At 47.8% G+C, this 16396-nt stretch carries 11 protein-coding genes, 3 tRNA genes and 2 rRNA genes (1 of these 16 cut by a window edge); 14 read left to right on the top strand and 2 right to left on the bottom strand.

Annotated features, from left to right (window positions below):
- From hypA to CI960_RS13285, 3 genes are all read left to right on the top strand, one after another.
- Positions 1-348, top strand: a complete 348-nt coding sequence (gene hypA, locus CI960_RS13295) for a hydrogenase maturation nickel metallochaperone HypA (RefSeq protein WP_005855027.1) — start codon at positions 1-3, stop codon at positions 346-348.
- Between the two features lie 29 nt (positions 349-377).
- On the top strand, positions 378-1130 hold the full coding sequence (hypB, locus tag CI960_RS13290; RefSeq protein ID WP_005855029.1) for a hydrogenase nickel incorporation protein HypB: 753 nt from the start codon (positions 378-380) through the stop codon (positions 1128-1130).
- A 79-nt stretch (positions 1131-1209) separates the two neighbouring features.
- Positions 1210-3270, top strand: a complete 2061-nt coding sequence (locus tag CI960_RS13285) for an acetate--CoA ligase family protein (protein WP_005855031.1) — start codon at positions 1210-1212, stop codon at positions 3268-3270.
- A 62-nt stretch (positions 3271-3332) separates the two neighbouring features.
- Here the strand turns inward: CI960_RS13285 and CI960_RS13280 are convergent, their stop codons facing one another.
- On the bottom strand, positions 3333-3950 hold the full coding sequence (locus CI960_RS13280; RefSeq protein ID WP_005855033.1) for a recombinase family protein: 618 nt from the start codon (positions 3948-3950) through the stop codon (positions 3333-3335).
- A 139-nt stretch (positions 3951-4089) separates the two neighbouring features.
- A tRNA-Ser gene (locus tag CI960_RS13275) sits at positions 4090-4176 on the bottom strand.
- A 139-nt stretch (positions 4177-4315) separates the two neighbouring features.
- On the opposite strand from CI960_RS13275, the gene mltG reads away from it, so the two are divergent.
- The 11 genes from mltG to CI960_RS13210 all read left to right on the top strand — a co-directional run.
- The gene (mltG, locus tag CI960_RS13270; RefSeq protein ID WP_009018288.1) at positions 4316-5365 is read left to right on the top strand and encodes an endolytic transglycosylase MltG; all 1050 of its coding nucleotides are present in this window, start codon (positions 4316-4318) and stop codon (positions 5363-5365) included.
- Between the two features lie 104 nt (positions 5366-5469).
- The gene (locus tag CI960_RS13265) at positions 5470-7071 is read left to right on the top strand and encodes a thiamine pyrophosphate-dependent enzyme (protein ID WP_005855037.1); all 1602 of its coding nucleotides are present in this window, start codon (positions 5470-5472) and stop codon (positions 7069-7071) included.
- Positions 7068-7649, top strand: a complete 582-nt coding sequence (locus CI960_RS13260; protein WP_005855039.1) for an indolepyruvate oxidoreductase subunit beta — start codon at positions 7068-7070, stop codon at positions 7647-7649. Before CI960_RS13265 ends, CI960_RS13260 begins: the two co-directional genes overlap by 4 nt.
- 213 nt (positions 7650-7862) lie before the next feature.
- On the top strand, positions 7863-8372 hold the full coding sequence (locus CI960_RS13255; RefSeq protein WP_029257199.1) for a TlpA disulfide reductase family protein: 510 nt from the start codon (positions 7863-7865) through the stop codon (positions 8370-8372).
- Positions 8373-8377: 5 nt separating this feature from the next.
- Positions 8378-9166 carry a 4Fe-4S binding protein gene (locus CI960_RS13250; RefSeq protein ID WP_005855042.1) on the top strand — a complete coding sequence of 263 codons (789 nt, stop codon included), beginning with the start codon at positions 8378-8380 and terminating at the stop codon, positions 9164-9166.
- A 121-nt stretch (positions 9167-9287) separates the two neighbouring features.
- Positions 9288-11714 (top strand): alpha-L-rhamnosidase N-terminal domain-containing protein, encoded by a 2427-nt coding sequence (locus CI960_RS13245; protein ID WP_094582386.1) that lies wholly within the window; start codon positions 9288-9290, stop codon positions 11712-11714.
- An 18-nt stretch (positions 11715-11732) separates the two neighbouring features.
- A complete protein-coding gene (locus tag CI960_RS13240) occupies positions 11733-13463 on the top strand; it encodes a bifunctional UDP-sugar hydrolase/5'-nucleotidase (protein ID WP_005855046.1) in 1731 nt (576 codons plus the stop codon).
- A 992-nt stretch (positions 13464-14455) separates the two neighbouring features.
- Positions 14456-15980: ribosomal RNA gene (locus tag CI960_RS13225) — 16S ribosomal RNA — on the top strand.
- A gap of 150 nt (positions 15981-16130) precedes the next feature.
- Positions 16131-16204, top strand: a tRNA-Ile gene (locus CI960_RS13220).
- 10 nt (positions 16205-16214) lie between these two features.
- Positions 16215-16288, top strand: a tRNA-Ala gene (locus tag CI960_RS13215).
- A 106-nt stretch (positions 16289-16394) separates the two neighbouring features.
- Positions 16395-16396 (top strand): 23S ribosomal RNA (locus CI960_RS13210); it runs 2878 nt beyond the window's last position.
- The 16S and 23S rRNA genes sit together here with 2 tRNA genes alongside, the layout of an rRNA operon.

Raw genomic sequence — 16396 nt, 5'->3', positions numbered from 1 at the left:
ATGCATGAGTTGTCTATAGCCCGTAGCATCGTGGAGCTGGTCGAGGAACAAGCGGATAACCGGGGAGCCTCGGTGGTCGAAGAGTTGGAGTTAGAGATAGGACATTTGTCCGGCGTAGAGATCCAAACCTTAGAGTTCGCATTGGATAGCGCCATAAAAGGTAGCAAGCTGGAAAAGGCCCGGATTATCCGTCATTATATTGAGGGGGAAGGACAGTGTAGCGACTGTGAGACCATTTTCCCAATGAACGCCTTGTTTTCCCCTTGTCCCCATTGTGGCTCCTATTTAGTTAAAATCCTTAAAGGGAAGGAACTTCGGGTGAAGTCGATTGTTATTAAAAAGGAATGATATATTAATGAAATAAAAACTTAAATACTATGTGCGGAACTTGCGGATGCGGAGAGCATCATCACCATCACGATCATATGCATGAGCATTCTCATGGCCATGAACATCATCACCATCCTGATGAAGGGATCGTAATCAATCTGGAACAAGATATACTTCAACGTAACAACTTATTGGCGGAGCGAAACCGGGGATATTTCGAGGCTAAGAACCTGTTCTGCCTGAACTTGATGAGTTCGCCCGGATCCGGTAAGACAACCTTGCTGGAAGAGACGATCCGCCGTTTGAAAGCGAAGCGATCGATCTATGTGATAGAAGGCGATCAACAAACCTCAAACGATGCCGACCGTATAGCGGCGTTGGAGATTCCCGTGTTTCAGGTAAATACCGGTACCGGCTGTCATTTGGAAGCCGACATGGTCAATCATGCCGTTAAGCATCTGAATCCGAAGGAGGGAGCGATCCTTTTTATAGAGAATGTCGGCAATCTGGTCTGTCCGGCCATGTTCGATCTCGGAGAGTCCAAGAAAGTCGTTATCGTGAGTACGACGGAGGGAGATGATAAACCGTTGAAATACCCACATATCTTTCAGGAGGCAGATATCTGCGTAATCAACAAGATTGATCTGGCTCCTTATCTGAATACAAAAGTGGAAGTGCTTCGGGAAAACGCCTTGAAGGTAAATCACCGTCTCCAGATATTCGAGGTATCCGCCACGAAAGGAGACGAGATGGATGCATGGTGTGACTGGTTGCAGACAGAGAGTGCAAAGTGTAAATAAATACCCCGGGTTTTAATGAATAAATGGAGAAAAAAACTATATTTGCTCCCATTCATTGAATCTAACTAATCAAAATGTTATGATTAACCGAGAATTGATTAATCCTCAAAGCATCGTAGTGGTGGGAGGTTCCAACAACGTACATAAACCGGGCGGTCGTATCGTGCGAAACCTGTTGGATGGAAAATATAAAGGAGAATTATGTGTGGTAAACGCCAAGGAGACAGACGTGCAAGGCGTCAAGTCTTATCCTTCTGTACATGATATCCCGGAGACGGAGTTGGCGATCATCTCGATTCCGAGTAAATCGTGCCCCGAGGTGATGGAAGTGCTGGCCCGGCAAAAGGGGGTAAAAGCTTTTATCGTGATCTCAGCCGGTTTCGGCGAGGAGACACACGAAGGCGGTATCTTGGAACAACAGATGCTGGATGTCGTGAATGAGGCGGGAGCTTCCTTGATCGGCCCGAACTGTATCGGGTTGATGAATATGAATTATCATGGCGTGTTTACGCAACCGATACCGGAATTCCATCCCGATGGCGTGGATTTCATCTCTAGCTCCGGCGGTACGGCCTTGTTCATTATCGAGTCGGCGCTGACAAAAGGGCTGCGTTTCTCTTCTGTTTGGTCGGTTGGAAACTCCAAGCAGAATGGAGTAGAGGATATCCTTGAATATATGGATCGGAACTTTGATCCGGTATTGGATTCCAAGATCAAGATGTTGTATATCGAGCAAATCAAGCAACCGGATAAATTGTTGTATCATGCGTCTTCCTTGATACGTAAGGGATGCAAGATCGCCGCTATCAAGGCGGGAAGTACGGAGTCGGGAAAGCGAGCTGCCTCTTCGCATACGGGCGCTATCGCTAGTTCGGACTCTGCCGTGGAGGCTTTGTTCCGTAAGGCGGGTATCGTGCGTTGTTTTAGCCGTGAGGAATTGACTACCGTGGCGAGTATCTTTACCTTGAAAGACGTGAAAGGGAAGAATTGTGCGATCGTGACACATGCCGGAGGGCCTGCGGTAATGCTGGCGGACGCCTTATCCAAGGGGCGTTTGAATGTCCCTAGTTTGGAAGGCCCTATCGCTGATGAGTTGAAATCCAAACTGTATCCGGGTGCCGCTGTCGGTAATCCGATTGATATTATCGGTACGGGGACACCGGAACATCTGGCTACAGCCATCGATTTCTGTGAGAATCGTTTCGATAATGTGGATTTGATGATGGTCATCTTCGGTAGTCCCGGTTTGGTAAAACTTTATGATACCTACGAGGTACTTCATAAAAAGATGGAAGAGTGCAAGAAGCCGATCTTCCCGATATTACCGTCTATCGTAACGGCCGGACCGGAGGTGAAGAGCTTTGTCAAGAAAGGCCATGTGAACTTCTCGGACGAGGTGACATTGGGTACTGCCCTTTCACGGGTGATCAATACGCCGAAACCGATGAGCACGGATATCCAGCTATATGGCGTGGATGTACCGGAAGTTCGTCGTATCATAGATCGGTTGCCGGGTAGCGGTTATTTAAATCCGGAGGAAGTGCGTACATTGTTGCGTGCCGCTAATATCCCGTTAGTGGAGGAATATGCTTCGGATGATAGGGATGCGTTGCTGGCTTTTGCCAAGAAGGTGAAATATCCGGTGGTAGCCAAGGTTGTAGGGCCTGTGCATAAGAGCGATATCGGTGGTGTGGCCTTGAATATCCGTGGAGAAGAGCATTTATTGTTCGAGTATGAACGTATGATGCGTCTGCCGGGTGTTACGGGCATCATGGTACAACCGATGTTGAAAGGACAGGAATTATTCTTGGGAGCTAAATATGAGGATCGTTTCGGCCATGTGGTACTTTGCGGGTTGGGTGGAATCTTCGTGGAGGTATTGAAAGATGTGTCTTATGGTTTGGCTCCGTTGTCATACGATGAGACTTATTCAATGATTCGTTCTTTGAGAGGGTATCCGATCATTAAAGGTACACGTGGGCAAAAGGGTATCGACGAGCAACAATATGCGGACATTATCGTTCGCCTCTCTACCTTATTGCGTTTTGCCAGCGAGATAAAGGAAATGGATATAAATCCGTTGGTGGCTACGGATAGAGGCTTGTTCGCTGTAGACGCCCGTATCCGTATAGAGAAATAAAAAAACAAGCTCCTTTCACTACTGAATGCTAATATACTTAGCAGAGGTGAAAGGAGCTTTTCTTATTTTTTAGTCTTCTTCTTTTTCTTATCGGGAAGATACTCTTTCAGAAAGCGTTTGAAGCTACTTAACGATACATTGTATTTCTCCGCTATCTGAGCGTAAGTCAAGCTCGGGTCTTTCAAGTCTTTCTCGATTTGTTCCTTATAAGGCTCCAAGCGTCCCATTTGTTGACTACCTTTCGGACGGCCCAGCACCACACCTTTACTTCTGATCAAGGCAAGGGCTTCCTTCGTACGGATAGAGACCAGCTTTCGCTCGATCTCAGAGACCAGACCGAAGGTAAAGGCCAAAGTCTTACTGTCGATATTATCCTCGAACACATATCCGTCGCTTACGCTACGGAGCGTTACCTTTCGCTCTATACAAAGCAAAATGATATGGATGATCTCGATCATCTTACGGCTCACACGGGATATATCGGACACAAGTATCTCATCCCCGGGACTTAAAGATTTGACAATACTTTCCAGTCTGCGGTTCGCACGAGGACTATTTCCCACCTCTTTAGCCCACTTCCCGATCTCTATCTTCTGAGATTCTGCAAATTCCCGGATCACAGCTTCTTGGACCTCGGAGTTTTGCTTATTGTTATATGTTCGGATAAAAGCAATTGTCATAATGTATATATTTAATTATCTCCTTTTAATAACAGATCGACTTACGATAAGTTCAAATATGACAAATATATGAAACACTTTAATTCGGTTGGCTTAAAAACAAAAAAACCAACTAATAAATTTATTAGTTGGCTCTTTGCGGAAGCGGGGGGATTCGAACCCCCGGTACCCTAACGAGTACGTCAGTTTAGCAAACTGGTGGTTTCAGCCACTCACCCACACTTCCTTGTGTGTTCTGTGCTTCTTCCTTAGAATTGCGATGCAAAGGTAGAACTATAATTTTAAATAAACAAGGCTTTGCACATCATTTTTTTCGAAAAAAGATACTACTTTTGTGCCTTATTCTGATATTCAATAGATTATTCATGGATTTGAACAAACAAATTTTATCGAGGCGTCCGATAATTATCGCCTTGATAGCGATTCTCGTTGTTTTGATAGGCGGTGGAGGCTTTTGGGTGTACCGTTTGGCTTGGGCTCCGAATTTTAAGCCGGATAAGACGGTCTATGTCTATATAGATGATAAAAAGGATTTTGATGATCTTTGCCGGCAGTTGAGTGATTCGGCGAACTGTCTCCGTATCGGTAGCTTTAAGCAATTGAGTGGATTGTTGAAGTATCCTGCGTCCATGCGTACCGGTCGATACGCCGTGAAACCCGGCATGAGTAATTTAACCTTATTGAATGACTTGCGGAGAGGACATCAAGTAGCGACCCGGGTTACTTTTAATAATATCCGTTTCAAGGAAGATTTGGCGGAACGTATAAGTGATCAATTGATGTTCGGGAAGGAAAATCTCCTGCGTCTATTGAATGATTCCGTGTATTGCGACTCTTTAGGTTTTACCCCGGAAACGATCCATGCCCTTTTCATTCCTAATACCTATGAGATTTATTGGAATATATCCGCGGATAAATTTATACGTCGCATGAAGCGTGAATATGACGCTTTCTGGACACCGGAACGATTGAAAAAGGCAGAGGAGATCGGGCTTACTCCAGTTGAGGTATCTATCTTGGCTTCTATCGTAGAAGAGGAGACGGCGGCATCGGACGAATATCCAATCGTGGCGGGTCTTTATATCAACCGCCTTCGTGCCGGTATTCCTTTACAGGCGGACCCTACCGTAAAGTTTGCGGTGGGGGATTTTTCTTTGCAACGTATCTTATTTGAGCATTTGGAAATAGATTCTCCCTATAATACCTATAAATATGCGGGCCTACCTCCCGGTCCTCTACGGATTCCTACTATCAAGGGCTTGAATAGCGTATTGAATCATACGAAACATAAATACTTATACATGTGCGCTAAGGAGGATTTCTCGGGACGGCATAATTTCGCCGTGACGTTGGCGGAGCATAACCGCAATGCCAACCGGTATCGGGCGGAGTTGAATAGGCGCCGGATACGGTAATGGATCTAGTATAAATCATAAGTCTCTCATTCTAAATTGAACATTTTTCATTACCTTTGGCAGCTAAATAGTGTGAATAGTCAATATTAAGAAAACAGATACACATGGAAAAACATTTATTTTTGGGGGACGAGGCCATAGCGCAAGCCGCTATAGACGCTGGAATCTCCGGGGTGTACGCATACCCGGGAACCCCTTCTACTGAAATCACAGAATATATCCAAGGTTCTCCGGTAACGAAGGAAAGAGGTATCCATTGTCGCTGGAGCACAAATGAGAAAACCGCCATGGAAGCCGCTTTGGGTATGTGCTATGCCGGTAAACGTGCGCTTTGCTGCATGAAGCACGTGGGTTTGAATGTAGCCGCCGATTGCTTTATGAACGCCGCTATGAGCGGTATCAACGGAGGTATGATCATCCTTACGGCCGACGACCCATCCATGCACTCTTCCCAGAATGAGCAAGACAACCGTGTTTATGGCAATTTCGCCATGATCCCGATGTTTGAGCCATCCAGCCAGCAAGAGGCTTATGATATGGTATATCATGGATTCGAGTTATCCGAGAAATTAGGGTATCCTATCTTGCTGCGTGTAACGACCCGTATGGCGCATTCTCGTGCCGGTGTCGTAACCAGCCCGTTGAAGCCGGAGAACCGGATGAATTGTCCGGAAGACGGTCGTCAACGTTTTATCTTACTCCCGGCATTGGCCCGTAAACGTTTCAAGAGTTTGCTGGCGTCTCAAGAGGCTTTCACGGAAGCTTCCGAGAATTCCGCATATAATAAGTATTTCGATGCCCCGAATAAAGACTTGGGTATCATCACGACGGGTATCGCTTTCAATTATCTTTCCGAGAATTATCCGGACGGTTTCGAGCATCCCGTATTGAAGATCTCCCAGTATCCGCTTCCGAGAAAGCAAGTGGAGAAGATCGTTGGCGAGTGTAAGGAGATCTTGGTGTTGGAAGAGGGATATCCGGTCGTTGAAGAGCAATTAAAAGGTTTCTTGGCGAAAGGCGTGACGGTTCATGGCCGTCTGGACGGTACGCTTCAGCGTGACGGCGAGCTTACGCCAGACGCGGTAGGCAAAGCCTTGGGTAAGGAGATCCAGAGCTATTATGCGATCCCCGAGGTGGTTGAGCAACGTCCGCCCGCATTGTGCCAAGGTTGTGGACACCGGGATATGTATGAGGCCTTGAACGAGGTGATCGCCGAGTATAACGGTACGGCTAAGGTGTTTGGCGATATCGGCTGTTATACCTTGGGAGCTTTGCCTCCTTTCCGTGCGATCGATTCTTGTATCGATATGGGGGCCTCTATCACGATGGCGAAGGGTGCTTCCGACGCGGGTGTATTCCCGGCTATCTCCGTGATTGGCGATTCTACGTTTACCCATTCCGGTATGACTGGTTTGCTGGATTGCGTGAACGAGAACACGAATATCACCATCGTTATCTCCGATAATGAGACAACGGCCATGACCGGAGGGCAGGATTCCGCCGGAACGGGACGTCTGGAATCTATCTGCGCCGGTATCGGTGTGGACCCGGCTCACATCCGTGTGATGGTTCCTTTAAAAAAGAACTTCGAGGAGATGAAGTCTATCATCCGTGAGGAAATCGAGTACAAGGGCGTATCCGTATTGATCCCTCGCCGTGAGTGTATCCAGACATTAACCAGAAAGAAAAAAGCAAGCAAGAAATGAAAACAGATATTATACTATCAGGCGTAGGAGGACAGGGTATCCTTTCTATCGCCGCCGTTATTGGAGAAGCTGCCTTAAAAGAAGGTCTGTATATGAAGCAAGCGGAAGTACACGGTATGAGTCAACGGGGGGGAGACGTGCAGTCTAACCTGCGTCTTTCCGACGAGCCGATCGCCTCGGACTTGATCCCGAAGGGCCACGCCGATTTGATCATCTCTTTGGAACCGATGGAGAGCTTGCGTTATCTGCCTTACCTGAAGAAAGAGGGTTGGCTGGTGACGAACTCCCGTCCGTTCGTGAACATCCCGAACTATCCGGAGATCGAGAAAGTGAACGCCGAGTTGGACAGGCTCCCTCACAAGGTCGTATTGGACGTGGAGGAGATCGCCAAGGAAGCGGGTTCTGTCCGTGCCGCCAATATCGTGATGTTGGGTGCAGCTGCCCCATTTATCGGGATCGAGTATGATAAGATCGAGGCGGGAATCCGTCAGATATTCGGTCGTAAGGGCGAGGATATAGTTAATATGAACCTAAAGGCGTTGAAAGCCGGTTATGACTTAGCGCAAAGTCTGCGGTAAATCTTTCTCCGGGTTTGCATGATATCAGCGTACGTGACATCTCCGGGTTTCACGTACGTTTTTTTTAACATCTAACCCCCTAGAACTTTTAGAAGAGCTGTCGAGGGGTAGGTACGGCACCGTAGAACTTTCGTAAGCCTTAGAATTATGCGGTTTGATGAGAATTTTAATGTATCTTTGTCGCTGAATCCTAAACGAGAAATGATTAAGGTTATGAAGAAGTATTTATTGGTTAGTTTACTAGCGTTATTGGCTTTCGTAGGCAAAGCTCAGGAGGATAATTCCGATATCGTGAAGGTCGGTGATACTATGCCGTCATTTACGATTGTTTCCGACAACGGGAGTAAGTTGCAGTCCGCTTCGTTGAAGGGAAAAGTGATCCTCGTGAATTTTTTCGCCACTTGGTGTCCTCCTTGCCAAAAAGAATTGGCCGCTGTCCAACAAACCCTCTGGCCGAAATACAAGAACAACAAGGACTTCGTTCTCTTGGTGATCGGGCGTGAGCATTCCGATGCCGATCTACAGAAATATAACGAGAAAAAAGGCTTCGATTTTCCATTGTATCCCGATAAGGACCGGGCTATTTTCGGCGCTTTCGCCAAGAACTTGATCCCTCGTGGCTATTTGGTCGGAAAAGACGGGAAGATCATTTATACGAGCAAAGGCTATACCGATGAGGAATTTGCTGAGTTAATGACTAAAATAGAGGGTGCGTTAAAATAAGAATCATGAAATATAGTAACATACATTTAATTTATTTTTCTCCGACACACACGTCCGCCAAGATCGCTTATGCGATAGCGGAAGGAATGGGTGCCACTTCGATGTCCGAGTCTGATGTCACTTGTGAGAGTCTGGATATGGAAGAGTATATTGATGATGAGCTGACGATTATAGCCGCTCCTGTATACGGTGGCCGTGTGGCGGAGACTGCCATGGAACGTTTTCGCATGTTCCGTTCTGCCCACCATGCGCCGGTAGTCCCCGTGGTACTGTATGGGAACCGGGATTATGAGGATGCCTTGAAAGAGCTCTGTGATTTAGTGTCGGAGCAGGGGTTCGTACCTGTGGCTGCCGGAGCGTTTATCGGCGAGCATTCTTTCAGCCGCAAGGGGATGCCCATTGCCGAGGGGCGTCCGGACGAGTCGGATCTTAAGCAGGCTACGGAATTCGGGAAAAAGATTATCGAGGAGCTGGAGAAGGTTTCCTGCGTGGAATGCTTGTCCGCCTTGGAGGTGAAAGGTAATTTCCCGTATCGGGTGAAAGGCCCTTCCACTCCTCAAGCTCCTGTTACGGATAACGATTTATGTACGCAATGTGAGTATTGCGTGGATGTGTGTCCTACACATGCGATATCCTTGGCAGACGAGGGTATGTATAGCGACCCGAACCTATGTATCAAATGTTGCGCCTGCGTGAAAGAGTGTCCCGAGGGCGCACGTACTTTCGATACTCCTTACACGGCGATGCTCCATAAGAACTTTAGCGCACGCCGGGAGCCGGAGATATTCTTCTAATGGAGGACCGGGTATCCGGTATATTGTGAGGGAAAGCGTCAAAAGGCAAAAGTTCTTTTGGCGCTTTCTCTTTTTTTGTACCTTTGTTCGGATCGTTAATCTCAAATAATACCGTGTTTGTATGAAAACCTATTTATTCCTTTTGCTTTTTGTGTTTCAAGCCTTCTCCCTTTCCTTCCAGATTAGCCTGAAAGGGTATAATCAGGAGAAGATCGATCCTTCTCTTTTCGAGGGACGATGGAAAGCCCGTTGGATCTCCTACCCGGGTGAGGCTCCGAATGTATATGGGGTCTATCATTTTCGTAAATCGTTCGATCTGGAGGTGGTTCCTTCCCGGTTTATCGTCCATGTTTCCGCCGATAACCGTTATAAATTATATGTAAACGGGAAATTGGTATCCTTGGGTCCGGCCCGTGGGGATATCTATAACTGGAGTTTCGAGACGGTGGATCTGGCTCCTTATCTGAGGAAAGGGAAGAATACGCTGGCCTCCGTTGTCTGGAATTATGCCGAGCGTAAACCTGTCGCCCAGATCAGTTACGATCAGACGGGTTTTATCCTGCAAGGCAATACGGGGCATGAGGCGGTGGTAAATACGGATACCACTTGGGTCTGCCTGCGTAATAAGGCGTATGCTCCTTGGACCGAATGGCAGGTATTGGGGTATTACGTGGCTGGCCCGGGCGAGGAACTGGAAGCCTCCGCTTATCCTTGGGGCTGGGAACAACCGGATTACGACGACAGGAAATGGGAGAAGGCCGTACGGGGCATGGAGGGTGCCACGAAAGGATCGAGAGATTACCCGGGACGGTTGCTGGTTCCTAGCCCGATACCTCCGATGGACAGCCGGATCGAGCGTCTGGCCAAGCTCCGCCGGTCGGAAGGGATCGAATGCCCGCAAGGATTTCCTTACTGGCCAAAAGCTTTGACGATCCCGGCGAATACGGAGGTCCGCTTGCTTCTGGATAATGATTACCTGACGACGGGTTATTTCTCCTTAGCCTTCAGCAAAGGAAAGGAGGCCGAGATCCATATCGGTTATTCGGAAGCCCTCTATAAGCAAGAAGAGGAATCGACCACTAAATCGTATGCGTTGAATGGCAAGGGACATCGGGACGAGTTGACGGATAAGCAGTTTATCGGGTACGGGGATAAGATACTGGCTGATGGGGGAGATAATCGTCTCTTCACCTCCCTGTGGTGGCGTACATGGAGATATGTGGAGTTGAAAGTGAAGACGGCTTCCGAGCCTTTGGTGATCGAGGATATGTATGGGACTTTCTCCGCCTATCCTTTCCGTAACGAGACCGCTTTCTCCGCTCCGGGACATGAGGAGCTGGGCCGTATGCTCGAGATAGGATGGCGTACCGCCCGTCTGTGCGCCAATGAGACGTATATGGACTGCCCGTATTACGAGCAACTGCAATATTTCGGGGATACACGCATACAGGCAATGATTTCCATGTATAATACATCAGACCCTTATATGGTGAAGAATGCTCTAGAGCAAGGACGGCAGTCCATGGTGGCGGAAGGGATTACGATGAGCCGATATCCGTCTAGCGTACATCAGTTTATATCCTCGTTCTCTCTCTGGTGGATTTGTATGGGGCACGATTATTGGATGTACCGTGGGGATGAGGCATACATGAAGACCTTGCTTCCCGCTTACCGTCAGGTTTTGTCGTGGTACGAGCAATGGTTGAAGCCGGATTATAGTTTGTCGTACGTTCCTCATTGGTTCTTCGTGGATTGGGCGGCCGGTTTTGATTATGGCGAGCCGATACGGGAGAAAGAGGGAAACTCGGCGCTCCAAGATTTGATGTATATAATGACCTTGGAGTTTGCGGCGGAGATGGAACAAGCGATCGGCCTCCCTGCCATGGCGGATCATTACCGGAAGATCGCTACCGAGATGCGTAAGACGATCCGCCCGAAATATTGGGACGCTGCCCGTAATCTATTCGCCGATACGCAGGATCATCGCAGCTATTCCCAGCATGTGAACGCCTTGGCGATCTTGACTGGGGTTACGAAAGGGGAGGAGGCCGTAAAGGTGATGAACCAAACCTTGGCGGATACGAGCTTGATCCAGTGTACGATCTATTTCCGTTATTACTTGAATCAAGCGTTGAAAGCTTCCGGTTTAGGGGATCAGTTCTTGGATAACTTACAAATATGGCGGGATCAGATGGCGTTGGGATTGACCACATGGGCAGAGATGCCGGAGCCATCCCGTTCTGATTGCCATGCTTGGGGAGCCAGTCCGAATATCGAGTTTTACCGGATCTTGTTGGGGATAGATAGCGATGCTCCCGGATTTAGGAAGATACGGATCGCTCCGTCTTTGGGAAAACTGAAGGAGGTTTCCGGTACGATCCCACATCCGCTTGGAAGCGTGACCGCCGCTTATAAATTGAATGAAAGAGGTGAGGGAACCGCCCGTCTGGTCTTGCCGGAAGGTACTACGGGTATATTTATCTGGGATGGAAAAGAAATCCCGTTGAAACCGGGCGAACAGGTTATTTCGTTATCTTCGCGTCATTAATCTATCTAAAATCCTGATATGAGACGAGTTTATTCAATTGCCTTATTGCTGCTGGTCGCTCTCGGTCTGTCGGCGACAACGAAGGAAGTAAAGTTGAAATTATTGGAAACCAGTGATATTCATGGAAATTTCTTCCCGTATAATTTTATCGAGCAGCGGGAGTGGGGAGGAAGTCTGGCAAGGGTATATTCGTTCGTGCAAGAAGAACGCCGGGCGTATGGCGATAACCTTTTGCTATTGGATAATGGCGATATCTTGCAAGGACAACCTTCGGCGTATTATTACAATTTCATGGATACGGTCTCTACGCATATAGCTTCCGCCATGATGAATTATATGGGGTACAATGCGGGAAATATGGGTAACCATGATGTAGAGGCTGGCCATGCCGTTTTCGATCGTTGGATCAAACAATGTGATTTCCCTATCTTGGGTGCCAATATTATCCGTACCTCCGACCGGGAGACCTATTTAAAGCCCTATGAGGTATTTGAGCGTGACGGTGTGAAGATCGTTGTACTGGGGATGATTACTCCGGCTATTCCTGTATGGTTGCCGGAGACTCTGTGGCAAGGTCTTTATTTCGCCGATATGGAAGAGACGGCCCGTAAATGGATGAAGATCATTCAGGAGAAGGAGAAACCGGATGTTGTGGTAGGTATCTTTCATGCGGGAAATGAGGCTCGTACCATGTCCGGCCAGTACCGTGAGGATGCGTCGATGGAGGTTGCCCAGCGCATTCCGGGCTTCGATGTGGTTATAATGGGGCATGATCATCGCCGGTATTGTGGTAAGGTGGCGAATATCGAGGGAGATTCCGTGTTATTGATAAATCCGGCAAGTAATGGGCGTGTAGTCGGTTCCGTTGATGTCGTGTTAAAGATGGAGCATGGAAAGGTTTTGGACAAACAAGTATCGGGTGTTTTGACGGATGTGGATAAGTTGGAGCCTAGCAAGGAGTTTATGGAGAAATTCGCTCCGCAATACAAAGCGGTGAATGATTTTGTCTCCGAGAAGGTGGGAACTTTTACGGAGAGTATCGCGACCCGTCCCGCTTACTTTGGGCCATCCGCTTTTATTGATTTTATTCACTCTTTACAATTGGAGTTGACTGGTGCGGACGTCTCTTTTGCCGCCCCGTTATCCTTTGACGCAAAAATAGATAAAGGGGATATCACGATCAGCGATATGTTCAGTCTTTACAAATATGAGAATATGCTTTATACGATGAATTTGACGGGAGCCGAGATCAAAGGTTTCTTGGAGGAATCATACGCTATGTGGACCAACCGGATGAAATCTCCGGACGATCATGTCTTATTATTGAAAGAGAGAAAGAAAGGACAGGAGAATTATGTCTCATTCGTCAACTTCAGTTTTAACTTTGACTCCGCAGCTGGTATCATTTACACCGTGGATGTAACGAAACCCAAGGGCGAGAAGATCACGATCTTGAAAATGGCGGATGGTAAGCCTTTCGACGAGAATAAAACGTATAAAGTAGCTCTTAACTCTTACCGAGGTAATGGAGGAGGTGAGTTATTGACGAAAGGGGCCGGCATTCCCCAAGACGAGTTAAAGAGTCGTATCATTCATTCGACCGATAAAGACCTCCGTTATTATATGATTCAATATATAAAGGAAAAGGGTGTACTTAGCCCACAACCTTTAAACCAATGGCAAATGATCCCGCAGGATTGGACGAGACCGGCGGCCGAACGGGATTGTAAGTTTCTTTTCGGGGAATGAGTTTCCGTCCTTGAAGTGTCTGGTTTGCGATAGTATCTCAATGGGAAACGGTGGTAAAGTCAATGGAATAGAGATGGTTTCTCAATGACTTTACGGCCGTGTCCCATTGACTTTTTTGTATCCCGTATTAGGGATGTTGCTGATAGGTTAGGGCGCAAGGGGCGCATCTTTACGTATGTTTCTAAAACTTTTTCTGTAAATAACGTTTATACCCCTCTTGTCTGTAGAGTGATGTAAATATTATTTTTCTAAAAATGTTTCTTTGAAAGCGTAAAGATGCGCCTTTTGCGCCCTAGGATTTTTACCGGGGAATTTTCCTGATGCCTTAACATGTGGATATACAGTTGTTTGTGTGGTTCTTCCCTCTTCGGCTTTTTGGGGTCTTTGGGGGGCGATATAATGGGTCCTTACCCACGTTTACGTGATCCGAAAGCACTAAAACCAAGTGCATTTCGCATGATTTCATGAGCTAAAAGCCGTTTTTTCTGTGTGATTTCCTATCGGGGCCAAGATCGTTTTTGTCGTTTTCATACGTGCAAATGTACTCGTGGAGCACTTGTTTTAAGTGCACGTGGTGACACGTGAGGCCACGTGGTGGGCCATGTGAGCCGAGAATGGATATCGACGTATTATTAACGTACGTGATCCCCCTCGTGAAAAAAACTTGAAAAATAATACCGGAAAAGTTTGGAGGTTATGTTTTATAACACTACTTTTGCACCCGCATTCGAGAGAGAACGCCGGTCCAAAATGATGAAACAAACTTTTAGAAAAAAAAGTTCCGAAATAATTTGGAAGTTTAAAATAAAAGTCCTTATCTTTGCAGCCACGTTCGCAAAACGAAAGCGACAAAAGAGTTCTTTGAGAGATTTACATAATTCAACAAGTAGTACAAGTATTAGGAAAATTAATTTTCCGGATTGATACCGTCAAAAAGTATGACTTTGGACTACAATAACGGATTCCGGAGCGAGGATAATAAAACAATTTAAACAACGAAGAGTTTGATCCTGGCTCAGGATGAACGCTAGCGACAGGCTTAACACATGCAAGTCGAGGGGCAGCACAGGTAGCAATACCGGGTGGCGACCGGCGCACGGGTGAGTAACGCGTATGCAACTTGCCTATCAGAGGGGGATAACCCGGCGAAAGTCGGACTAATACCGCATGAAGCAGGGATCCCGCATGGGAATATTTGCTAAAGATTCATCGCTGATAGATAGGCATGCGTTCCATTAGGCAGTTGGCGGGGTAACGGCCCACCAAACCGACGATGGATAGGGGTTCTGAGAGGAAGGTCCCCCACATTGGTACTGAGACACGGACCAAACTCCTACGGGAGGCAGCAGTGAGGAATATTGGTCAATGGCCGAGAGGCTGAACCAGCCAAGTCGCGTGAGGGATGAAGGTTCTATGGATCGTAAACCTCTTTTATAAGGGAATAAAGTGCGGGACGTGTCCTATTTTGTATGTACCTTATGAATAAGGATCGGCTAACTCCGTGCCAGCAGCCGCGGTAATACGGAGGATCCGAGCGTTATCCGGATTTATTGGGTTTAAAGGGTGCGTAGGCGGCCTTTTAAGTCAGCGGTGAAAGTCTGTGGCTCAACCATAGAATTGCCGTTGAAACTGGGGGGCTTGAGTATGTTTGAGGCAGGCGGAATGCGTGGTGTAGCGGTGAAATGCATAGATATCACGCAGAACCCCGATTGCGAAGGCAGCCTGCCAAGCCATGACTGACGCTGATGCACGAAAGCGTGGGGATCAAACAGGATTAGATACCCTGGTAGTCCACGCAGTAAACGATGATCACTAGCTGTTTGCGATACACTGTAAGCGGCACAGCGAAAGCGTTAAGTGATCCACCTGGGGAGTACGCCGGCAACGGTGAAACTCAAAGGAATTGACGGGGGCCCGCACAAGCGGAGGAACATGTGGTTTAATTCGATGATACGCGAGGAACCTTACCCGGGTTTGAACGCATTCGGACCGAGGTGGAAACACCTTTTCTAGCAATAGCCGTTTGCGAGGTGCTGCATGGTTGTCGTCAGCTCGTGCCGTGAGGTGTCGGCTTAAGTGCCATAACGAGCGCAACCCTTGCCACTAGTTACTAACAGGTAAAGCTGAGGACTCTGGTGGGACTGCCAGCGTAAGCTGCGAGGAAGGCGGGGATGACGTCAAATCAGCACGGCCCTTACATCCGGGGCGACACACGTGTTACAATGGCGTGGACAAAGGGAAGCCACCTGGCGACAGGGAGCGAATCCCCAAACCACGTCTCAGTTCGGATCGGAGTCTGCAACCCGACTCCGTGAAGCTGGATTCGCTAGTAATCGCGCATCAGCCATGGCGCGGTGAATACGTTCCCGGGCCTTGTACACACCGCCCGTCAAGCCATGGGAGCCGGGGGTACCTGAAGTCCGTAACCGCGAGGATCGGCCTAGGGTAAAACTGGTGACTGGGGCTAAGTCGTAACAAGGTAGCCGTACCGGAAGGTGCGGCTGGAACACCTCCTTTCTGGAGCTTCAGGATTCCGTACCGAGGTCATACGAGGTATTGATCCCCTTGTGCTGCTGTTGAGATTATGTTTATTATATAGATCAATGACCGGAAGGCCGGTCGGAGAGAAAAAGATGACGCTGGGACGTAAGTCTTGGCAAAGTTGACAGTCCTATAGCTCAGTTGGTTAGAGCGCTACACTGATAATGTAGAGGTCGGCAGTTCAACTCTGCCTGGGACTACTCCGAATGAGGGGGATTAGCTCAGCTGGCTAGAGCATCTGCTTTGCACGCAGAGGGTCAACGGTTCGAATCCGTTATTCTCCACACATCCCGCGAGGGAAAGAGGATCTTTGACATGTTGGACATCAAAAAGAAGAAACAAGTAGAGCGAGCTTAAGATATATCAACCCGTGCGTCAAGTGCGAGGTGAGA

This window comes from Parabacteroides sp. CT06 (assembly GCF_002257605.1).
Taxonomy (GTDB): domain Bacteria; phylum Bacteroidota; class Bacteroidia; order Bacteroidales; family Tannerellaceae; genus Parabacteroides; species Parabacteroides distasonis.
This window is presented reverse-complemented; position numbering and strand designations above follow the sequence as displayed.